Source organism: Fibrobacter sp. UWB13 (assembly GCF_900177805.1).
In the GTDB taxonomy this organism is placed as follows: domain Bacteria; phylum Fibrobacterota; class Fibrobacteria; order Fibrobacterales; family Fibrobacteraceae; genus Fibrobacter.
Genome location: NZ_FXAX01000001.1, coordinates 2,168,803 through 2,191,165 on the forward strand (window position 1 = coordinate 2,168,803; position 22,363 = coordinate 2,191,165).

Here is a 22,363-nt window from a genome sequence, read left to right on the forward strand (position 1 = left end):
CGGGCATCTAGTTTTTAGGCTATTCTTTTAAACAGATTCCCGCTCGGTTTTATGTTCCGTAGCGGGATTTTTTTATTCAAAAAAATTTAAACCACAAAGGCGCTAGCATTTAATAGCGTCATAGGAGATTATTATCTTATGTCAAACTTCAACAATATCGAAACAAAACTCATTCACGGTGGCATTGATGGCGACAAAACAACAGGAGCTGTAAACGTCCCTATCTACCAGACTTCCACCTACAAGCAGACAGGCCTTGGTGAAAACACGGGTTGGGAATATTCCCGCACAGGGAACCCGACGCGCGCAGCGTTGGAAGCGCTGATTGCAGAACTTGAAGGAGGAGTCGCAGGCTTTGCATTTGCAAGCGGCATGGCTGCAACAACAACCGTCCTTTCGCTTTTTAAGCAAGGAGACCGCATCATCATTTCGAGCAATGTCTATGGCGGCACTTTCCGCGTTTTGGACAAAGTTTTCAAGAATCTCGGCATCAGTTATTCCATCGAAGACACGACCGATTTGAAATTGCTTGAATCCAAAATAACACCCGATGTGAAAGCATTCTTTGTCGAAAGCCCTGCAAATCCGCTCTTGACGGTAACGGACTTGGCTGGCGTTGCCGCAATTGCCAAGAAGCACAACATTTTAACCATTGTCGATAACACATTTATGACGCCGTATCTGCAGCGTCCGATTGAATTGGGCGCCGACATCGTCGTGCATTCTGCGACAAAGTATTTAGGCGGTCACAGCGACTTGGTGGCAGGCCTTGCTGTTGTCAATTCCAAGGAGCTTGCCGAAAGACTCGCTTTTACGCAGAACGCAACCGGTGCTGTACTCGGACCTTTTGATTCGTTCCTCTTAATTCGCGGCATCAAGACGCTTGGCGTCCGCTTGGATCGCCATACTGAAAATGCCGAAACCATCGCAAAGTATCTCGAAAAGCACGAAGCCGTAAAGCACGTTTATTATCCGGGACTCCCGACAGCACAAGGCTACGAAATCAACAAGAAACAGGCCAAGAACGGTGGCGCCATGATTTCGTTCGAACTTCGTGAAAATTACGATATCAAAAAATTCTTCAAAGCTCTAAAACTCGTTTCTCTTGCTGAAAGCTTGGGCGGCGTCGAAAGCCTCGTATGCCATCCAGCCACAATGACGCACGCATCTATCCCAAAGGAAATTCGCGAAAAAGTCGGCATCACTGACGGGCTCATTCGCTTATCCGTGGGCATTGAAAAAGTTGATGACATCATCGCAGATGTTAACGCAGCCATTGAAGCCGCAAAAGCATAAGGAACAAGATATGCATTACTACGAATCCATGAAATCCCTGATTGGAAAGACACCGCTCGTAAAGCTCACGCATGTTGGAGTTCCTGAAGGCGTAAATTTATTCGTAAAACTTGAATTGTGGAATCCTTCGGGCAGCGTAAAAGACCGCGCCGGCCTTTATATGGTCGAAGACGCGTTCGCCAAAGGGACGCTCAAACCTGGCGGAACGATTATCGAAGCAACCGCAGGCAATACCGGGCTTGGAATTGCATTTGCAGCATTGAACCGCGGAGTGCGTGTCATTTTTGTAGTACCGACAAAATTTTCGCAAGAAAAGCAGACGCTTTTGCGTGCGCTTGGCGCAGAACTCATCAACACCCCGCGTGAAGAAGGCATGCTCGGCGCCGAAAAGAAAGCAGAAGAACTGCTGAAGCAAATTCCGGATTCCGTTTCTCTCAGACAATTCCACAACATGGCAAATCCGCGCGCCCATTATGAAACGACAGGACCTGAAATTTACGACGATCTCGATGGCAACGTCGATTATGTTATTGCAGGCGCAGGAAGCGGCGGAACGTTCTCGGGCATTCTCAAGGCGCTCAAGGAACGCAACCCCAAAATTCAAGGCGTGCTCGCTGACCCTGTAGGCTCTACAATGGGCGGTGGCGAACATGGAGACTACAACATCGAAGGAATCGGAAACGATTTTATTGCAGACACTATGGACATGTCGCTTGTGGACCGCGTCATCAAAATTAACGATGACGACGCTTTCGGTGGTTCCCGTGAACTCGCGCAAAAAGAGGGAATTTTTGCGGGATCTTCTTCGGGCGGCGCTTTCGCAGCAGCCAAGAAACTGATTGCATCGGGCGCTCGCGGGAACATTGTCTTTGTAGCCCCAGACCGTGGCGATCGTTACTTCAGCAAAGGTTTATACAAATAACATAAAAAAATTCATCTTTAATTAGAGTGCACAAGTTTATGATTAGCAAAACAGCGCTTTTATGCGCTCTTGCCCGAGCTGTCCACACTCACGCTAAAAGTGAAAAAATTTTTGAAGACGAATTTGCACAGGATTTTGTGGGTTTGAAGGAATATCGCCACGCACGCAATCTTGCAAGGCAGTTCCTTCCTGCGAAAAAGTCGAAGCCCAAAGATTACCCGGCTAAGAATTTTATTGACCAATACCTTCTCCCAATCATTCTTCCACGAAATCGATTTGCAGAAGACATTGTCGATGCCAAGCAAAAAACAGGAGACGTGCAATACGTTCTCTTGGGTGCGGGCCTAGATTCCTTTGCGCTTAGGAACAAAAGTCAAAACGTAGATGTTTTTGAACTTGATTTGTACGAAACTCAAGTCTTCAAAATCGAGCGAACACGACAACTTTTCACAAAGAAGCGCCCAAAAGTTCACTTTGTAGAAATTGATTTCAACAAGGATAGCATCATCAGCAGATTGACAAACGCTGGTTTTAATCCGAAAAAACGCTCCGTCTTTTCGATTCTCGGCGTATCCTACTACATTCCTATTGAAATCTTTTTCAAGACGATTGCGGAAATTTCTAAGATAGCAGCACCCAATAGTGCAATAGTATTCGATTACTACGAAAAAGAGCGGGACAGTGCGGACAGCATAACCAAAATCAGCCGCTTAAAACAAATAACAGCATCGTGCGGCGAGTGTATGGTTGAGGGATACGATCCCGTTCAAGTTGAAAATTTGGCCAGGAAATCGGGTATCCAATATTGTCACGATCTTTCTCCCAAAGATATCGACGATGCCTTTTTCAGCACATCAACTGGATTGTCCGCATTCGAGGGCGTTCATCTGATGTATTGCGGTTTGTAAAGCAAATCGTTAACAAGATAACTGACTGTTTTGTTATCGAGAAAGTCGATATTTCGCTATTAAAAAAAAGTATTAGAAATAGACTTCACATGATTCTATTTTTATCTGGTTAAAATAAAATCGGGAAAGGTAAAGTCATGTCTGAAGTCAAAATACTTGCTGCTAGAGATTTTTACAAGATTGATTTACAAAATTCAACTTTGCTTGATGTTCGCGAACCAAGCGAAGTGATTGTCCGACCTATAAATGGCGCAGTTCAAGTTCCATTCTTTGAACTTTCAAAAAAAGTAGATTCCATTCCCAAAGACAAACCCGTTTATGTGTTCTGTTCGACAGGTGACCGCTCCGAACAAGTTGCAGAAATTCTTGCCGACAGAGATTACGAAGTCTACAATCTCGAAGGCGGGCTAGAAGCCTTTTCTAAAGTTCACTTCGTTGATGCCAAAGGGGCAAAATGCCCCGGCCCCATCGTTCAAGTAGACGAGGCCATCAAAAGCGTTTCGCCTGGCGAAGAAGTGCAAATAGAAGCAACCGAAAAGGCTTTTTATTCGGACATACAAGTTTGGTGCCAGCGCACCGGCAACGAGCTAAAATCGCTCACAGAAAGAGACAATATAATTTATGCGACCGTCGTAAAGCGCAACGCCCCCGTCGCCGAAAAGCGAGAATTTGAACATGGCAAAACATTTGTCGTATTCAGCGGGGATTTAGACAAAGCAATCGCTTCGTTCATTATGGCAAATGGCGCAGCCGCGATGGGCCGCCCAGTTACAATGTTCTTTACCTTTTGGGGTGTAAGCCTTTTACGCAGACCAGAAAAAGTACGCGTCAAAAAATCGCTTATCGGAAAAATGTTCAGCTTTATGCTGCCGCGAGGTTCCAAAAAGCTCGGACTTTCACGCATGAACTTTGGCGGTATCGGTGCAAAAATGATCCGCGCCGTGATGAAACAAAACGGAGTTTCTTCGCTCGAAGAACTGATTGAAAGCGCAAAGCAAAAAGGCGTAAAGTTCGTTGCATGCCAAATGTCGATGGAACTCATGGGAATTACCGCCGAAGAATTGATTGACGGCGTGGAACTTGGTGGCGTTGCGACCATGCTCGGCTCTACTGAAAAATCCGACCTAACATACTTTATATAACACTCGTCGACTTAATTCGCCTTCGTCCAGAATAGCACCTTGCGTTTTACAAATTCAAAAAATTCCATGATCGCAAGGACTACAATGCCAGTCCACAAAATTCCCGCAACCATGTTGGGGTAATCGGAATAGTCAGCGTAGAATTGCACAAAGTGTCCAAGGCCTGTATTTTCGCCGAAGAGTTCAGCAACGGTGAGCATGATGAACGAAAGTCCCATGCCTACGGAAAGCCCGGAAAATATGGACGGAAGGCTTGCGACAAATGCAATTCGCCACAAGTATTCAAAGCGACCGATGCCGATAATGGCGGCATTTCGCCTGTACTTTTCAGGAATGTCCGCAGCACCCGCGGCGGTATTCAAGTAGATAGGCCAAAAGGCCGCAATGAAAATAATGAAAGTAGAGGACAAGTAAAATGTCGGCAAAATCGCAATGGCGTAAGGGATGTAAACGTTAGGCGGAATCGGAGCCGCGAATCGTGAAATGGGCTTTAGCATAGTACCCACCCAAGGGACAGACCCCGAAACAATTCCGAGAGAGATTCCGACGACGGCAGCCGCGAAATAAGCAGGGACAAGTTTCAAAAGCGACGACCACGCACTGCGCAAAAGTTCCTCGCGAGAATTGAAAAGCGCCGTCAAAATCGCTTTAGGTGATGGGAACAAGTATTGGCTGCTCCATTCCGGGCCACTACTGATGAACGTCCAGATTCCAATCAAGAACAGAAGGAATAAAAATCCTGAAAATTTAGATAGATATTTCACAAAAATTCTCATATACTTGCGCCCTCCTGTACGGTATGCCCGAGTTTTTCAAGGATGTCCTTGTGGTAAGCTTCTTCAATTTCAACGATTGTCTTTTGGACTTTTTCGTTGCGGAACCATTCGCTACGGCTCTTTTTCACTGGAAAATCCAAAGGAATATCTGCGATGATACGGCCTGGCGTCGATCCCAAAACGATAATTCGACTTCCGAGATAAACGGCCTCGCGAATGTCGTGCGTCACAAACAAAGTCGTAATTGCACGGTCTTTAGAGCCTCGGCAAAGCTCCAAAACCAAATCTTGAAGGCTTGCACGATTTACAGGATCAAGCGCACCAAAAGGCTCGTCCAAAAGAAGGGCATCTGCGCCAACGCTCAACGCTCTTGCAATGGCCCCGCGCTGACGCATACCGCCCGAAAGTTCAAAGGGATATTTATGAAGGCTCCCCGAAAGCCCCACTAAATTCAGGTATTCTTCTGCCAAATGTTTTGCAAAACTCCCCTTGACCTTTTTCGTCTTTTTAATGGCAAGAGAAACGTTCTGGAGAAGCGTAAGCCAAGGAAAAAGAGTGTAGTCCTGAAAGACCACGCTCCTTTCTGCGGAAGGCTTTTCAATTTCCTTCCCGTTCCAATAGACATGGCCCTCATTTGGCTTGGTCAGCCCTGCGAGAAGATTCAGCAAAGTGGTCTTGCCACTTCCGCTTTCGCCTAATAGACATACAAACTCGCCTGGTTTGATTTTCAAGTTGATGTCTTTCAGGATGGGTTTGCCATCATAGGAAAAAACGAGATTAGTCGCTTCGAAACCACTTTGTATTTGAGTCATTTTAGTTCCTTAATTTCTAGATAGGAAAATCTTTTCAGCCTGCGCGTAGAATTCAGATTTGGGCTTTTGCTTGCGAAGTTCTGCAAGAGCGTCACGATAGTAGTTCGTGAGGACATATTGAGAGACCTTCTTATCGGACTTGATGAATTCCGCATCCTTCAAGAAATCCCAAAAGAATTCAACGCCTTTCACATTCGGGTCGGTATCCTGCGTCACGTAACCGCTGTAGAAAGCCTTGTTGACGAGAGCCGTATCAAGCTTAATCCACTTTGCGATAATTTCAACGCTCTTCTTGTGATCGTTTGCGACAAGTTCTTCGGCTTCAATCAGCGACTTGACCAAGCGCTTGTAAATGTCGTCACGGCCTTCAAGTTTGCGGAGCGATGCAATGAGGCGGCAGCAAATATGACCGGGATTGATGTCCTTGCTGCGGAGCACCACGGAGAGACCCGCTTCTTCGGCACGGAGGTCGTGCGGTCCCCATGTAACGCCGGCATACACACTGCCGTTCTTTACCGCTTCGATAACTGCAGGCGGATTCTTGAGTTCTACAATAGTAACATCCTTACGCCAGTCAATACCTTCTTTTTTGAGGCCTCCGCGAACAATGGCATCCGCTGTTCCCAAACGGATTGTAGCGATTTTCTTTCCCTTGAGATCGCTCAGTTTTTTGACGGAGCCTGCGTTTTCCTTGCGGGTAATCACAGCCTGGTCGCCACCCATGAGGCCGCCAATAACGCGAATATCAGCACCCTGCGAAACATGGATAAGCGGAGCAAGAGAGCCAAATGCACCAGCATCGAGCTTTCCGGCACGAACGGCAGCAATGCCATCGCCGGAATTCGAGAATTCCACCAATTCTACGTCAAGGCCGTTCTTCTTGAAAATGCCCGCATCTTTTGCGATGAAGAATTTTCCCTGGCCCGTAGAAGAGAGGTAGCCGATGGAAAGTTTGTCTGCGGCGATTGTGGAAGTCACGCAGGCGAGAACGAACAGGAATGCCGTTGCAATTCGAGTGTGTAATTTATTCTGAGTCATTGTAGAATTCTCCATTGTTAAAAGGCGTAAGTTGCAGAAAGGTGATAACGATTCAGGTCCGCTTCTTTTACCGTATTGGCGATCAAGTAATCCGTTTGAACGTGAAGGTATTCGAATCCCAACGAGAATGCGTCTGTCAAATTGTAGGTCGTGTTGGCAAAGAACGAGAAGTTTTGTTCACGGCCACCGGCTTTTCTAATATCTTCACGTTTTAGCTTGTCAAGTCCGGCACCCACATTAAAGGCCAACTTTTGGATAAATTTGGCTTGCAAGGCAATCCATCCACCGTAAGCACCAATGCTTCTTACGCTTTCGGGGTCTTCAGTATTCGAAACCAGTCCGCGTCCAATACCGGCTGCGTATGTATCGAGATTAGCACCGACAAAATACTCACCAAGGAAGGTAAAGTTGCTTGTGATGGGGAGAGTCAAATCGACGTTAAAAGACCATGAGGGAATATCCTTAGTATCACCAGTGGCATCCAAGTCAACTTCTTCTTGGCCATAATGACCAGAAATACCTAAACCGAACTTTTTGTTTTCAACCCAAAGCGGAATGGCAATACCGATGCGTCCCTGAATGGTAGGAACGTCTGCATCGACACCGGTCTCTGAAGCAGAAGAAGTGTTGTACGGCTGCGTTTCGCCGATAGTGCGAACAAGAGCAACGGCAAAGTCTAAAGAGCCATTACCAACAGGAACTTTTTCGGTCAGTCGGAGTTGTGCTCTGCGAAGGCCCGGATCACCAGAGTTGTTAAGAACGCCAGCATTGAGCGTTGGAGTCACGAGGGGAGAAATCAAATCCCATGTCTGACCGCCCAAAATGGAGAAACCGGACTTGCCAAAAGAAATTTCGCCGTAACCATGACGGAGGCGTGGGACAGGCGCATTACCGGAACCGCCGCCGTAGAAATCAACTTCGATTTTACCGTTCGCCTTGAAGAACGAAGTATCGCTACCACTCGAAAGATTCAAACCGATTCGAGTGAGATTCGGCGTGAAATGCCAGCCACCATCGTTTTTGTTGGCAATATCCGATTGAGCAGCAAAGTTTGCAAAGTTGCCATTATTGCTCTTGGAATCTTCGTAGGCGGCGTTCAAAGACGCAAAACCATAGAGTGTAGCACTTACGCCAGATTTCGTGGTAACAGCAATAGGTTCAGCAGCAATTGCAGTAATTGAAGACAAAAGAACAATTTGAGCTATAAATTTTTTAATATTGAAATTCATGGAGAAACTCCTATTTTTTATGAGTTTAGTAACCACGCAGAGCAATATTCTGCGCACTTTTAAAATTGCCGATTAGCCTTCAAAAAGGCTTTGGCTTAGTTATTGGAGAATTTACAGCTACAACACATATAGGTATCCTCGTGTTGATTTGTGGAAGTTTCGGAACACAATGTTCTCGAATGCAACGCTTAAATTAGAAAAGAAAAAATGATTTGTAAAATACTTTATTTTTATCACACGATATAAGAAATTTATTTACATATAAAGTATAATTATACAAAATAAACTCAAATAGCAGTAGCCTATACATGTACAATAGATTTACGCCGGAGTTTATCATACGAGCATTATAAAAAAGGAAATGCCCGATCAAGTCGGGCATGACGTTCTCTTCTGTCACCCCGGCCACAGTGCCGGGGTCAACTTTTTACGGCATTTTTTATTATTTTCCGCCAACGGATGCGCTATAAATTTTTTCAAGCAAATTAAGCGCACCCTTATAACCGACGAAACTACGATTGATAATCAAAGTTTCGCTGGACGGAGGCGTAATTTCAAAGAACAAAGCGCCCTTATCATTGGCAAGATTGATTTCCCAAGAAGAAGCAAGAATCAACGGCTTTCCAGAAGAGAAATCAACTTCCTTGATAGCTTTTTCAATCAAGTAGCCATCTTCTTCGAATTCCACTTCAACATCGACACCTTCGCTGATGTTATGGAAAGCATCTTCGATGGTCTTGCGGAATTTCTGCGGAGGATCGTCCGTGATAATCGCCTTGCGCGGAATAAGGCCGATTTGGTCGGCAAGGAACTTGGTGTAGGCAAGCGTGTAAGCGGAATCAGCAGTAATTGCAAATTCACTCGGCATACCGTACCAGTATTCAGCAAAGAATTCAGAGAAGTGTTCCAAATAGTAGTAATAAATACCATTTTCTTGTTCAATGAACTTTTCGCTCTGTTCCTTATCGATTCCGGCAAAATCAACAACTTTGCGGATAAATGCAGCAGTTGCTTCGGCACCGATTGGAATTTCAGGAATATGGAGGAACGGCTGACCATATTTTTTCTCAAGGTGTTCAGCATTTCTCACGCCGACCCACGGAGAGACCACCAAGTTAAACTGAGCTTCCGGAATGCGCAACCAATCCTTGACACCGTTATTTTCAGGTCCAAAGAGCACATTCACTTCAAAACCAGCGCCACGGAGAATACGGGCAAGTTCCTGGTAATCACCGCGCCAGTTCTGGTTGTAATACGGAACTTCGAACCAAAGATTGATAAGACCCTTCTTGCGTTCGCCCTTGTAATCGCCCACAAACTGATCGACAATGGCGTTTACCACTTCTTCGTGACCGAAAAGGTTATTGCCCTTGAAGCCTGCGGTATCCACAGCCACAATCGGGTAACCCAAATCGCGATATTCATTCACCAAGCTGGGGACGTCATCACCAATGAGGCCGCCCACGCAACCCGTGAGAACAACATAAAGGTCGCCATCGAAAACTTTGAGTGTCGATTTGATTAACTGATCCAAAGTCTTGATGCCGCCAAACACGATATCGTTTTCGGTGGAGTTTGCACTCGGCATGTTACCAGCACCAGCGAAAATGCTGCCCTGGAAGCCGTTTTCAAAAGTGAGGAATGCGGTTTGCTTAAGCTGGCAACCTGGAGAGCAGTTGGCTATAGGAACTGCACCCTTGATGCCGACAACCGTATTGGACGCACCGACTGCACAAGAATAGCGGGGGTCCGAAATAGAATTGCTTTTTTTCTTTGTTTTAAGTGCTTCTGACATTTTCGAAATCTCCCTTATTATGCGTTTTCTGAATTAGATTCTTTGCCTCTGCTGAACTTGAGATTTCTCGGTTCAGGAAGGTCGTTAAGTGCTTCTGGGTGATGCGTCAGATAGAACGGATCGTCCTGAGCAAGCCACCAATCAGAATACGGGAGTTTCACATTACGCTTGAGAACTTGGTTAAACTTTGTACGTGAAAGAACGCCCTTGAGCATTTCACCAATGCGGAGGATACCTTCGTAGCCCACCGGAATATGTTCGTCGCCCATGGTGAGGGTCGGGAATCCGAGGTGGCCCGCGACAGATGCAAGGCCCGGATGGCGAATGAGCAAGAAGTCCGTCTTGGCACGCTTCAAAAGTTGCGGAAGCTGGAAGGCACGAGTCTTACTTACAGTATAGTGAGGAATGTCACCGTAAGTTTCCACAAGTTCCTTCAAGGTGTCTTGATGCTTTCCTGCACCATCGTAAATGGGGTCATGATGGAACACGAGAGCTGCATCGTGGCCTATTCCGAGTTCCGAAAGAACACTGATAAGGCCGTGAGCATAAGCAGAACCCGTCATTACGATGCCGTTCTTGCCCTTGAAAAATTCGCGAAGTTCAGCGAGCTTCGGAGCAATACGCTTATGTTCACTTTCGATATATTCTTCAGCTTCTTTTTCTTTGCCAACAACTTTTGCAATAGCGCGGAGCCATTCGTCAGTGCCCTTAATGCCATACGGTTGCGGAGCATCGATTTGCGGAACGCCGAAGGATTCTTCAAGTGCGGTAGCCATGTAACCACCCAAAGTATCGCAGAAGGTAGCAGTCGCGACAGCTTCAGAAGCCTGGCGGATTTCATCGAAAGATGCAGTATCCAAGAGGTAGTTGACGCGGAGCCCAAGCGGAGCAAGCATTTCAGAGAAATAGTCCGTTCCCCAAAGAGCAACAATATTGAGCAAGTCATTTTGCTTTTTGGTCGGATGGCGATTCACAATTTGACGGAGAACGCCATGGAATGCAATGTCGAAGCCCGTGGACCAATGCTTGGAGCGGAAGCCTTCACAGTGCAGCGGGATTATAGGCACACCAACTTCCGGTTCCATTTCTTCGGCGATGGAGTCGATGTCTTCACCGATAATAGCGGTAGCGCAAGCCATGCCAATGAAAATAGCCTTGGGATTGAAACGTTCCTTTGCATCACGAATCGTTTGACGAAGCTTTTCAGAAGCACCGAACACCATGTCCTGTTCTTTCAGGTTGGTGCTGATGTTCAAAGTATTCTGCAAAGGCTTGCCACGACGCTTAAGGCCCACATGCATAGAAAGGTTGAATTTGGAGTTTTCGCCGCTGCAGCCGATCGGAGAATGGTCAATCAAAGCGCAGTCCGTGAGGTTGCCCACCTGGCACTGGACAATAGCGTTAGAGCACATGGTTTCTTGGTTGAGCGGAGATTGCAATTCGCAAAGCTTACAGCCGGCCCCCTTGCCTGCGCAGCCACCGTGCTTTTTCGCGCTGCGTTCGTCGTAGGCAGATTCCTTGATCAAGTCGCTGGCTTTGCCGTCCCAACCGATAATGGTACCCAGTCGATATTCGCGGTTTTCGACCGAGGTCATATTTAAATTAATGTTAGTTGATGCCATAGATTTTTACCTCCTGCCGGTTCTCGCTAAATGGAGTAATCCTTTTCCATCATGCCGTAGTCGATGAGAATTTGTTCCAAGCGGTCCTGCGTCATCGGCGTCGGGATAGTGAAGAGTTCGTTTTCGTCGATGTTCTTTGCAAGTTCGCGGTAGACGTTGGCCTGGTTGCAGTTCGGTTCGAAATCGATCACGGTCTTCTTGCGGATTTCGGCCTGCTGCACGATGTTGTTGCGCGGCACGTACTGGATGAGCTGCGTGTTGAGTTCCTTGGTGAATGCGCGGAGCAAATCAAGTTCGTTATCGACGTTACGGCTGTTGCAGATGATACCGCCGAGGCGAACTTCGCCGCGTTCGGCATACTTTGCGATACCCTTACAGATGTTGTTTGCAGCGTAGAGAGCCATCATTTCGCCAGAAGCCACGATGTAGATTTCCTTGGCCTTGCCTTCACGAATCGGCATGGCGAAGCCACCGCACACAACGTCACCGAGCACATCGTAGAACACGTAATCGAGATCTTCGGTGTAAGCGCCGAGCTGTTCGAGCATGCTGATAGAAGTGATTATACCGCGGCCAGCGCAACCCACGCCCGGTTCCGGGCCACCGGATTCCACGCAGCGCACGCCCTTGAAACCGACCTTTTCGAGGTCAGAGAGCTGGATTTCGGTCTTGTTGTCGCGAATGGTATCGAGCACGGTTTTCTGGTGGAGGCCGCCGAGCAAGAGTCGAGTAGAGTCCGCCTTAGGGTCGCAACCGACAACGAGCACGTGCTTGCCCTGTTCCACAAGGCCTGCGGTCAAGTTCTGAGTCGTAGTAGATTTACCGATGCCACCCTTACCGTAGATTGCAATCTGACGTAAACGTTTTGCCATAATGAAATGTCTCCTTAGGTTTATTTACCTACAGAAACGCTAGGTTTGCGAAATTTTAGAATTTGCGTCTACCCTTTTCAATACTTTTTTAGCCCATTCCGTTCAAAAAAATCCAATTTACAACATTGTTATAGTTTCATTTTATCACCCAATTCATTTAGTTTCTATCGCAATCAAGAAAATCGAACTTTATTTATTGTTCAAACAGGGTTTTATATTGCATTTACCTATTACGCTTTTTAAATTATGCGGGACTTCGGAACAGAAGCAAAAATTTAAAAGAATACAGAACGCTAGGTAACCGTTCTTTTATATAAACTAAACCGGTACGCCGGGAGTTTAGCCACGTAGAAAATTCATCTTCGTGGTTCATTTTACATTTGCGTTAAGGAGGCTTTTTACATGGCTAAATACAAAGTAGCAGTTGCCACGAATGACGGAGTAAATGTCAATGTTCACTTTGGACACGCAGCCGCATTTGACATCTATGAAGTTGACGAAACAAGCGGAAAATATGAGAAAGTCGAAGTCCGTTTAAAGCCGGAACATTGCGATGGTTCTTGCGGAGACGGCACTTGTGGCCAGCGCGAAGTTCAGCATTCATCGATGTATGCAGCAGCCAAGAATCTAGCCGATTTAGATTACGTGCTTTGCGAACAGCTTGGTCCGCAAGCTATACAATCATTGGCCCGCTTCAATGTACGCGCATTCGATATCGCGCTCCCCATCAGCGAAGCCATTGCAAAAATCAACATTTACAGAAACAAAATCGCAGAACGCGCATTACGATTCAAATCAAATCACAACGACTAAAATGAGTCTAAGCAAATTTACGATAAGAAAAGCGACGCTATCCGATTGCAATGCGATTGCCGCAGTCGAAGCAACATGCTTTCCGCCAGCAGAAGCTGCAAAACATGAAGATTTCCAAAAGCGTCTGGAACGCTATGCGGACTATTTTTTGCTGATGTTCGATGGCGACAAGCTGATTTCATTCGTAGACGGATTTGTAACGGATATTCCCGATTTGAATGACAAAATGTACGAAGACGCCGGTATGCACAATCCAAACGGAGCATGGCAAATGATATTCGGAGTCAACACCATCCCCGAATACCGCCATCAAGGTTGCGCAGAAAAGCTATTGAGATTATTCGTCCAAAACGCAAAAGCAGAAAGCAGACGTGGCGTTGTTCTCACTTGCAAAGAAAAGCTCGTACATTATTACGCCAAAATTGGTTTTGTCGATGAAGGTATTTCGGCGGATTCGACTCACGGAAACGTTGTCTGGAATCAAATGCGACTGACGTTTTAACAAAGAGAGGTAAACATGTCACATATCCACCATTCTATTACAGAACTTATTGGGCATACACCGCTTCTTGAACTTCACAATTTCGAAAAGAACCACAACGCCCAAGGCCATATCTTGGCAAAGCTCGAATATTTCAACGCTACAGGTTCTGTCAAGGATCGCGCCGCCCTCAGCATGATTGAAGCAGCCGAACGCGAAGGGAAACTGAAACCGGGTGGAGAAATCGTTGACCTCACGAGTGGAAACACAGGCATTGCTCTTGCCGCCATCGCAGCCGCAAAAGGTTATAAAGTCACGATATTCTTTGAATCCGGCGGTTCCAAGGAACGCATTCAAGTCATCAAGACTTATGGCGCGCAGCTTTTCGATTACAAAGATATTCCCGAATTGAAAAAAGCTCTTGAAGACGGCACAATTTGCGACAACATCGTTATCGAGGCCATCACAAAGTACACCAAAGAACACAACGCATTTTTCATCAACCAATGCGAAAACGAAAACAATCCCCTCGCCCACTACAATACCACAGGGCCTGAAATATGGGAAGATACCGATGGCAAAGTAGATTTTGTCGTTTCGATGGCAGGCACAGGCGGAACACTGAACGGGCTTTCAAAATATTTCCGCGAAAAGAATCCGAATGTCAAAATCGTCGGTGTGCAAGCGACTCCGGACTCCCGCTATTTCACGCCAGAAGCCGAAAAGAATGGCGTTATCGACGGTGTCGCACCATTTGCAAATGTCGCAGAACCTCCTACGTTCTTGACGGATTCCTCGATTTATGATGAATACATCGAAGTTTCTACATTACAGGCAAAAGCTGTAGCGCACGAACTTGCCGAACACGAAGGGCTTTTCCTGGGCACATCAAGTGCAGCGGGCATTTATGCAGCCTCAATTGTCGCAGCGCGTCCTGAAAATAAAGACAAGAACATTATCGTTATTACAGCCGATAATGGGTTCAAATATCTTTCCACAAAAGTTTATGCTTTGAATAAGTAAGACTCATCGCATAAAACTCCTAATACTCCTTCTCGCTAATGCGGGAAGGAGTTTTTTTATATGTTCCGATAACATAAATCAATACGTATAATTGCGAGCGATAGCACCCAATACTTAAACAAAATTAGAATAAAATAATTTTAAATTATTTTGTTTTTTTCAATTGACAAAACTCTTTGACTGCGAAAAAGCGCTTTTTACTTTTAACCTGTCATTAAAAAACAAAACAAACAAGGAGTTTATCAATGAATATCAATGCAAAAAAAATTATTTCCGTTATTGCCCTTGCCACTGTCAGTTCATTTGCTGAATGGGATTATTACACTGTTCTCGACGAACATCAGGGTCAAGCACGAATCAAGGCAAACTACTGGTACAATGGAGATTTCCATTCCACATCTTTTGACTTGAACGCCCGCTATACAGTTGTCAAAGGATTAGAATTGAGCCTCACCGGTCTCGGCTACCAGCTTTTTGCCGATCCGAATGACAAAACAAAAGAAGGTGACGGATTCAAGGACTTTAGCGTGGGTGCAAAATACGCATTCAATCCCAACTTCTCCGTTTTCTTAGACGCCAACATTCCCGCCGGAAAAAAAGAAATTTCCAGCCAGGAATTTAGCCTCAAGGGCGGCGTTCAATGGTTCTTGCCCATCTCCGAACAGTTCGGTATCGGTAATGAATTTGGCTTGACCGTTCCTTTCAAGCATGATGGAGTCCAACGCGGTCTCGTTGCTGATTATGGTTTTGAATTCTATTATGCATTCAGCTCCGGTATTTCTCCGTTTACAGGCTTTGTATTTACGAGCCAGTTGACAGATTCAAAGAACGAAGACAAATCCGAATCCGGAACAGGAGCTTCCAACATTTCTTTCTGGGCCGGCATTTCTTACAACGTTAACAAGAACGTCAATCTGACGCTTTACACCGATATTGAATACGCTGCTCATGGCGCTTATCAATCCGGCTACATTTTCCAAACAACATTCAGCTTCTAAAAAGGAGGCAGCAATAATGAATTTTAAACACCTCATTAAAACAACACTTATAAGCGCTCTGCTTTTCGGAGCAAGCGCTTTCGCCGAAATTAAAACAGTTCGAATCGCACATTACACAGGAGTGTTGTGCAGTGCTCCGGTTCATACCGCATGGCTCAAAGGATTTTTCGACGAAGAATTCAAAAAGATCGGGCAAAAATACGAAATGGTACCGATTGCCGAAGGTTCCGGTTCCGTCAACGACTTGATTGTCGCTGGGAAAGCGGACGCAGGTAATGAACTTCTCGCCACTGAACTTCAGCCTATCCAAAACGGACTCCCGATTATCTTTGTAACAGGCGTACACACAGGCTGCACCAAGTTCTACGTCACAAAGCAATCGACCATCAAAAAACTCAAGGACCTGAAAGGGCGCAAAAGCAAAATTGGCGTCATTGGATTGTCCGATAGTTCAATTATGACATTTAAGCGAAAACTCCGTGACCTTGGTGTTGTCGCCGATGGCCCCGAAGCGGATGTCGAATTCGTTGTCTATGGCGCAAGCGACTTGCCATTGGCACTCCAAAAGGGAGCCGTGGACATTATCGCCCTTCACGATCCAACCGCAACAACAGCCGAAGAAGAATACGGTTTCCGTAAGCTTCTGGACACCGCCACCGATCCGAAATTTGCCGTAGAATACTGCTGCATCGCATTCGTGAGCCTCAAACTTTGGAAAGAAAATCCAGAAGGTGCAGCCGCATTCACACGTGCAGTCGCTCGCGGTTCCGCATTCGTCAACGCTAACCCGCGTGAAGCAGCAAGACTCCAGCTTGCAAAGGACATCGTCCCCGGAAGCGAAGATTTCAACACCAAACTGCTTGAAAGCTACACCCACATTCCATCCCGCAAAGCAACGATTCGCACATTCAGAACCGTCGCCACGGAACTCCAAAAAACGGGCGTACTCAAGAAAAAGTTGAACATCGAAAAGTTCATCACAAGCCACTTTGCCAATTTTGCGTCTAAGGGGATTCACGTTCCTGACGGTTACAAGTACGATAAGGATACAGGCACATTTACAGAAACGACCGAAGAACCGAAAACCTTAGCGAAAAATATCGTTGAGAACTAAAAAGTAGGAGCGCAACTAGGTTTATATAACCATAGCCTATAGCGCCCAATATACGAATAAAATTAGAACAAAGTATTTTTAAATTATTTTGTTTTTCCACCTTCAAAACATCTTTGATTTAGAAAAAGTGATTTATACCTTTTCACAATCAAAAATAGGGAATCAAAAATGAATTTACGAAGCATCATTAAGACTACGCTCATAAGCGCCCTCCTCCTCGGAACAAGCGCTTTTGCCGATTTCAAACCAGTCCGAATCGCACACTATACTGGTGTGTTGTGTAGTGCCCCGGTTCATGTCGCTTGGCTCAAAGGTTACTTTGACGAGGAATTCAAAAAGATTGGTCAGAAATTCGAAATGGTTCCTGTTGATGCAGGAAAGAATTCTGTGAACGAGCTCATCGTCGCAGGCAAAGTCGATGCAGGGAACGACTTGCTCGCTACCGAACTTCAGCCCATTCAAAACGGGCTCCCTATCGTCTTTGTCACCGGTGTTCATACGGGTTGCACCAAGTATTACGTCACCAAGAAATCGACGATTCAAAAGTTGGAAGATTTGAAGGGACGTAAAACCAAGGTAGGCGTTATCGGTTTATCCGATAGTTCCGTGATGTCGTTCAGACGCAAACTCCGCGATTTGGGTATCGTCGCAGACGGCCCGGAAGCGGATGTCGAATTCATCGTCTATGGTGCAAGCGACTTGCCGATTGCCCTTGAAAAAGGCGCTGTTGACATTATCGCCCTTCATGATCCAACCGCAGCAACCGCCGAAAAAGAATACGGCTTGCGCAAGTTGCTCGACACCGCAATCGATCCGAAATTTGCCGTAGAATACTGCTGCGTCGCATTCGTGACACTCAAGCTCTGGAAGGAAAATCCGGAAGGTGCCGCCGCTTACACGCGCGCTGTCGCTCGCGGATCCGCATTCGTGAACAGCAATCCGCGCGAAGCCGCAAGACTCCAGCTCTCGAAGGATGTCGTTTCTGGCAGTGAAGAATTCAACGCCCAATTGCTCGAAAGCTACGGTCACATTCCGTCCCGCAAGGCCGCGCTCCGCACGTTCAATATTGTTGCTGCAGAGCTTCAAAAGACGGGAGTCTTGAAGAAAAAATTGAACATCGAAAAGTTCGTCAAGAGTCACTTTGCTGACTTCGAATCAAAGGGTATCAAAATTCCGGATGGCTACTCCTATGATAAGGCCACCGATAAATTCACAGAAAATTTCGAAGAGCCGAAATCTCTTGTGAAAAACATTTAAAAAAGAGAGGTAACAATGTCCAATATTCACCATTCCATTACCGAGCTCGTCGGCCACACTCCGCTGCTGGAGCTCCACAATTTTGAAAAGAATCACAATGCCAAGGGCCATATCCTGGCAAAACTCGAATACTTCAACCCGTCCGGCTCCGTGAAAGACCGCGCAGCCCTCAGAATGATTGAAGAAGCCGAACGCGAAGGCAAGCTCAAGCCGGGTGGAGAAATCGTTGAGATCACAAGCGGTAACACGGGCATCGGCCTTGCCGCTATCGCCGCTGCCAAGGGCTACAAACTCACCGTTTTCTTTGAACCGGGTGGTTCTGAAGAACGCGTACAAGTGATCAAGACCTATGGAGCAACGCTCCTCGGTTACGACGCCCTTCCGAACGTAAGCAAACTCCTGAAAGAAGGCTCCTTCTCTGTTGCCGTCTTGCTCTCCGACGTCCGCAAGTATGCCGAAGAACACAATGCATTCTTCATCAACCAGATTGAAAACGAAAACAACCCGCTCGCCCATTACTACACCACCGGCCCGGAAATCGTTGCCGATACGGATGGCAAGGTAGACTTTATCGTTTCCATGGCAGGCACGGGCGGTACGCTCAATGGTCTTTCCAAGTACTTTCGCGAACACAATCCGAACGTGAAAATCGTCGGTGTGCAGGCCACTCCGGATTCTCGCTTCTTCACCCCGGAAGCTGAAGAACATGGCGTGATCGATGGTGTTGCCCCGTTCGCAAACGTTCCGGAACCGCCTCCTCTGCTGAACGATTCTTCGATCTATGACGAATACATTGAAGTCTCTACGCTCCAGGCTACAGGCGTTGCCCACGAACTTGCCGAACATGAAGGCCTCTTCCTCGGAACTTCTGGCGCAGCAGGCATCTACGCCGCATCCATCGTTGCCGCCCGCCCGGAAAACGAAGGTAAGAACGTTGTTGTCATTACTGCAGACAACGGCTTCAAATACCTTTCCACCAAAGTGTACGCATTGAAGAAGTAAGACTCATTGTGTACAAGCTCCTTCCCGTGACCTCACAAGGGGAGGAGCTTTTTTATTCAAGGAGTTTAAATGAAGAATAAACTAATAAACACATTAAGAAGATTTTTACCCTTTTTAGGTGTCATTGTCGCACTTGCCATCCACTTGCTTATTGAAGACAGCGACGAACACCCAGAAGCTGAAGAAGCTTACTACACCTGGATTTTGTATTTCTTTTTGGCCACTACATTCATCCTCGGCATCGTCTCCACCTTTGTCAAAAAATTGAAGAAAGGCCTGGAATATTCCGGTGCGTTTTGGGGAGGCGTCGGAATCGTCGTCGCCATCATTGACATTGTCATCGGAAAGCTCGCCCTCTTCCCCGTCTTGTTTTTCCCGAAATACGACAACATTCTCGCCCAGTTTTTCGAAGGCTACGAAATCATCCTCAAGTGCATTTGGCACTCGACAAAACTTTTAGTCACAGGATTCCTCTACGGTGCCGGATTCGGCTTTATCACAGGCGTTCTCCTTGGATTCAACAAAAAGTTCAATTATTGGATCAACCCTTACATCAAGCTGATAGGCCCAATTCCCGCAACAATCTGGATTCCGATTTCGTTGACAATTTTCCCGACAACTTTTGGCGCAAGCGTTTTTATCATTGCACTTTCCGTCTGGTTCTCGGTTGCGCTTATGACGAGCTCTGCAATACAGGCTGTCCCCAAAGCCTATTTTGAAGTTTCACGCACGCTCGGCGCAAGTAGCGCTTTCCAGATTTTCCGAGTCGGCATCCCGGCCGCCATGCCCTCCATTTTCCTTGGCGTATTCTACGGCATCATCAGTGCATTCTTGGCGCTCATGACCGCAGAAATGTTCGGCGTCAAATACGGTATCGGCTGGTACATCTCCTGGCAAAAGGCCATGCTCGTCTATAGCGGTGTTTACGCAGGAATCATCGTCATTGCAGTTTACTGCATGCTCATACTCACCCTGCTCTTTAAATTGCGCGATAAAATCTTGAATTGGCAAAAGGGAACTTTGAAATGGTAGCAGAAAATATCGAAAACGTAAAAGGCGCAATCCACATTGATAATCTTGTAAAGACATTTATCAGTAACGAAGGCGAAACCGTCGCCGCACTGAGCGGAGTCAATCTCGACATTCCCGCAGGCAGTTTCGTGAGCCTTATCGGTCCATCCGGCTGCGGAAAGACAACGCTCTTGAGGCAAATCGCAGGACTTGCCGAACCCACTTCGGGCGGCGTATTTGTCGATGGCAAAAAAATTACGAAGCCCGGTGCCGATCGCGGTTTTGCATTCCAGCAAGCAACACTTTTCCCATGGCTCAACATCCGCGACAACATTTCGCTTGGGCTCAGGGCCCGCCACGTGTACAAGGAACACAAGCAAGACGTTGACGAATTCATCGAAACGGTCGGGCTCAAGGGATTCGAAAAATCATACCCGCACGAACTTTCCGGCGGCATGAATCAGCGAGCAAGCCTTGCAAGAGCGCTTGTCGGCCACCCGGATATTCTCCTTTTGGACGAGCCTCTTGGTGCACTGGACGCTTTCACGCGCATGGCGATGCAAGACGAAATCCACCGCCTTTGGGAAAAGTACAAGACCACGATGGTGATGGTCACGCACGATGTTGACGAAGCCCTTTACCTCAGCAACTACGTTGTCGTGATGAAGGCCCGCCCCTCAAAAATCGAGCAGGTCATCAAAATCGAACTCCCGTTCCCGCGCGCACGAACACAGGACACGTTCATCCAATACCGCAAAAAGATTCTCGAACTGCTAAACTTTGCAGGAAAGATTCAGGAACCGGAATACTACTTGTAGCTATAGTCAAAATCTATAAAAGGTGCTAGAAATATAATATTGGACAAAAATATCAATTCCTTCTATATTATGTGCCGGCGTGAAAAGCCTACAACTGCAAAATTTTGCAAGGGAGACTCGCCATGTCAGAAATTAAAGAACGAAATTTAGACTTTGATACCGTTATTGAGCGTCGCCATACCAACTCTATCAAATACGATTTTGCTATTGAACGCCGTGTTGTAAAGCCAGGTGAAGATCCATACAGTCTTCTCCCGCTTTGGGTTGCTGACATGGATTTCAAGACATCTTCGTTTATTCAAGATGAGTTGACCCGCGTTGCCGAATATGGAATCTTCGGGTACAGCGAACCCAAAGAAGACTACTACGAAGCTATCAAAAATTTCTACCACCGCCGACACCACTATGATATAGAAGACCGCAAATCGATTATCAAGATTCCCGGTGTGATGTTCGCGCTTGGCATGGCAATAAAAGCATTCACAAACGTTGGCGATGGAGTACTTATCCAGCAGCCGGTCTACATGCACTTTGTTGACGTCATCGAAGACAACGAACGCAAAGTTGTCAGTAACGATCTCGTTTACGGCGAAGACGGTCGCTATCACATTGACTTTGAAGATTTCGAAAAGAAAATTGTCGAAAACAATATCAAGCTCTTTTTGCTTTGCAGCCCGCATAATCCCGTTTGTCGCGTCTGGACTCGCGAAGAACTTACACGCCTCGGAGAGATTTGCCTCAAGCATAATGTAATCGTCGTGAGCGATGAAATCCACAGCGATTTCGTCTTTGAAGGTACGCACACCGTATTCGCCTCCATAAGCGAAGAACTGGCCAACAAATCCATCATCGTCACGGCGCCAACAAAAACATTCAACTTGGCAGGCATCCAAATCGCACACGCCTTCATAAAGAATCCATCAATCCGTCACGCGTTCCGCAAGCAAATCTTTGCCACCGGTTATAGCCAAGTCAGCATCCAGGGAATCGTCTCGACGCAAGCCGCCTACAGCAAAGGTGAAGTCTGGCTCGATGCCCTCCTCAAGTACATCAAAGGCAACATTGAATTTACAGACAAATTTATTAAAGAAAATTTGAAAGGCGTCAAGCTTGCGCCAATGGAAGCGACTTACCTCGCATGGATAGACTTCAACGGGACAGGACTTTCGCCAGACGAAATCCAAGATCGCGTCCGCAACAAGGCGCGACTGTGGCTCAACAACGGGATCTTTTTCGGGAACAACGGAGAAGGATTCCAGCGGCTTAACCTTGCTTGTCCACGAAGTATCCTGGTCGAGGCACTCGATAGACTAAAAGTTGCGTTCAATACATAGGCTACGCACATCGAGAAGCTCCCAGGAAGCCTAGAATCCACCTGGGGGTTTCTTCTTTTTTTAATATTCCTACAATACATATAGGATTCTTCTATTAAAT

General features: G+C 46.5%; 21 protein-coding genes. 14 read left to right on the forward strand and 7 right to left on the reverse strand.

Annotated features, from left to right (window positions below; translation table 11 throughout):
• Positions 1-138 precede the first annotated feature (138 nt).
• The 4 genes from B9Y77_RS09055 to B9Y77_RS09070 all read left to right on the forward strand — a co-directional run bounded on the left by B9Y77_RS09055 (position 139) and on the right by B9Y77_RS09070 (position 4,268).
• Entirely contained in the window at positions 139-1,296 is a 1,158-nt protein-coding gene (locus B9Y77_RS09055) for a trans-sulfuration enzyme family protein (protein WP_085491299.1), read from the forward strand.
• Positions 1,297-1,306: 10 nt separating this feature from the next.
• Positions 1,307-2,218 carry a PLP-dependent cysteine synthase family protein gene (locus B9Y77_RS09060; RefSeq protein ID WP_085491300.1) on the forward strand — a complete coding sequence of 304 codons (912 nt, stop codon included), beginning with the start codon at positions 1,307-1,309 and terminating at the stop codon, positions 2,216-2,218.
• A 38-nt stretch (positions 2,219-2,256) separates the two neighbouring features.
• Positions 2,257-3,126 (forward strand): class I SAM-dependent methyltransferase, encoded by an 870-nt coding sequence (locus B9Y77_RS09065; protein WP_085491301.1) that lies wholly within the window; start codon positions 2,257-2,259, stop codon positions 3,124-3,126.
• Between the two features lie 137 nt (positions 3,127-3,263).
• Positions 3,264-4,268, forward strand: coding sequence for a DsrE/DsrF/DrsH-like family protein (locus B9Y77_RS09070; protein WP_073423775.1), 1,005 nt, complete (start codon positions 3,264-3,266; stop codon positions 4,266-4,268).
• 11 nt (positions 4,269-4,279) lie between these two features.
• Here the strand turns inward: B9Y77_RS09070 and B9Y77_RS09075 are convergent, their stop codons facing one another.
• From B9Y77_RS09075 to nifH, 7 genes are all read right to left on the reverse strand, one after another.
• A complete protein-coding gene (locus B9Y77_RS09075; RefSeq protein WP_085491302.1) occupies positions 4,280-5,044 on the reverse strand; it encodes an ABC transporter permease in 765 nt (254 codons plus the stop codon).
• Positions 5,041-5,856: an ABC transporter ATP-binding protein gene (locus tag B9Y77_RS09080; RefSeq protein ID WP_085491303.1), complete on the reverse strand. Its 816-nt coding sequence runs from the start codon at positions 5,854-5,856 to the stop codon at positions 5,041-5,043. The genes B9Y77_RS09075 and B9Y77_RS09080 overlap by 4 nt, the downstream gene beginning before the upstream one ends.
• A gap of 9 nt (positions 5,857-5,865) precedes the next feature.
• Positions 5,866-6,894, reverse strand: coding sequence for an ABC transporter substrate-binding protein (locus tag B9Y77_RS09085; RefSeq protein ID WP_085491304.1), 1,029 nt, complete (start codon positions 6,892-6,894; stop codon positions 5,866-5,868).
• 17 nt (positions 6,895-6,911) lie between these two features.
• The gene (locus tag B9Y77_RS09090) at positions 6,912-8,123 is read right to left on the reverse strand and encodes a hypothetical protein (protein ID WP_085491305.1); all 1,212 of its coding nucleotides are present in this window, start codon (positions 8,121-8,123) and stop codon (positions 6,912-6,914) included.
• Positions 8,124-8,565: 442 nt separating this feature from the next.
• Positions 8,566-9,918: a nitrogenase component 1 gene (locus B9Y77_RS09095; RefSeq protein ID WP_085491306.1), complete on the reverse strand. Its 1,353-nt coding sequence runs from the start codon at positions 9,916-9,918 to the stop codon at positions 8,566-8,568.
• 17 nt (positions 9,919-9,935) lie between these two features.
• A complete protein-coding gene (locus B9Y77_RS09100) occupies positions 9,936-11,540 on the reverse strand; it encodes a nitrogenase component 1 (RefSeq protein ID WP_085491307.1) in 1,605 nt (534 codons plus the stop codon).
• Between the two features lie 26 nt (positions 11,541-11,566).
• On the reverse strand, positions 11,567-12,412 hold the full coding sequence (gene nifH / locus B9Y77_RS09105; protein WP_014545823.1) for a nitrogenase iron protein: 846 nt from the start codon (positions 12,410-12,412) through the stop codon (positions 11,567-11,569).
• 402 nt (positions 12,413-12,814) lie between these two features.
• On the opposite strand from nifH, the gene B9Y77_RS09110 reads away from it, so the two are divergent.
• The 10 genes from B9Y77_RS09110 (at position 12,815) to B9Y77_RS09155 (ending at position 22,263) form a co-directional block, all read left to right on the forward strand.
• Positions 12,815-13,225 carry a NifB/NifX family molybdenum-iron cluster-binding protein gene (locus B9Y77_RS09110; RefSeq protein WP_085491308.1) on the forward strand — a complete coding sequence of 137 codons (411 nt, stop codon included), beginning with the start codon at positions 12,815-12,817 and terminating at the stop codon, positions 13,223-13,225.
• 1 nt (position 13,226) lies between these two features.
• Positions 13,227-13,727: a GNAT family N-acetyltransferase gene (locus tag B9Y77_RS09115; protein WP_085491309.1), complete on the forward strand. Its 501-nt coding sequence runs from the start codon at positions 13,227-13,229 to the stop codon at positions 13,725-13,727.
• Positions 13,728-13,742: 15 nt separating this feature from the next.
• On the forward strand, positions 13,743-14,729 hold the full coding sequence (locus B9Y77_RS09120) for a PLP-dependent cysteine synthase family protein (RefSeq protein ID WP_085491310.1): 987 nt from the start codon (positions 13,743-13,745) through the stop codon (positions 14,727-14,729).
• Positions 14,730-14,974: 245 nt separating this feature from the next.
• Complete coding sequence (locus B9Y77_RS09125; RefSeq protein ID WP_085491311.1) at positions 14,975-15,727, forward strand: hypothetical protein; 753 nt, start codon at positions 14,975-14,977, stop codon at positions 15,725-15,727.
• A gap of 16 nt (positions 15,728-15,743) precedes the next feature.
• Positions 15,744-16,841: an ABC transporter substrate-binding protein gene (locus B9Y77_RS09130; protein ID WP_085491312.1), complete on the forward strand. Its 1,098-nt coding sequence runs from the start codon at positions 15,744-15,746 to the stop codon at positions 16,839-16,841.
• A 168-nt stretch (positions 16,842-17,009) separates the two neighbouring features.
• On the forward strand, positions 17,010-18,098 hold the full coding sequence (locus tag B9Y77_RS09135) for an ABC transporter substrate-binding protein (protein ID WP_014545829.1): 1,089 nt from the start codon (positions 17,010-17,012) through the stop codon (positions 18,096-18,098).
• 15 nt (positions 18,099-18,113) lie between these two features.
• Positions 18,114-19,100, forward strand: a complete 987-nt coding sequence (locus B9Y77_RS09140; protein WP_085491313.1) for a PLP-dependent cysteine synthase family protein — start codon at positions 18,114-18,116, stop codon at positions 19,098-19,100.
• A gap of 69 nt (positions 19,101-19,169) precedes the next feature.
• A complete protein-coding gene (locus tag B9Y77_RS09145) occupies positions 19,170-20,132 on the forward strand; it encodes an ABC transporter permease (RefSeq protein WP_014545831.1) in 963 nt (320 codons plus the stop codon).
• Positions 20,126-20,929, forward strand: coding sequence for an ABC transporter ATP-binding protein (locus tag B9Y77_RS09150; RefSeq protein ID WP_085491314.1), 804 nt, complete (start codon positions 20,126-20,128; stop codon positions 20,927-20,929). Before B9Y77_RS09145 ends, B9Y77_RS09150 begins: the two co-directional genes overlap by 7 nt.
• A gap of 122 nt (positions 20,930-21,051) precedes the next feature.
• Entirely contained in the window at positions 21,052-22,263 is a 1,212-nt protein-coding gene (locus B9Y77_RS09155) for a MalY/PatB family protein (RefSeq protein WP_085491315.1), read from the forward strand.
• The last annotated feature ends 100 nt before the right edge of the window (positions 22,264-22,363 follow it).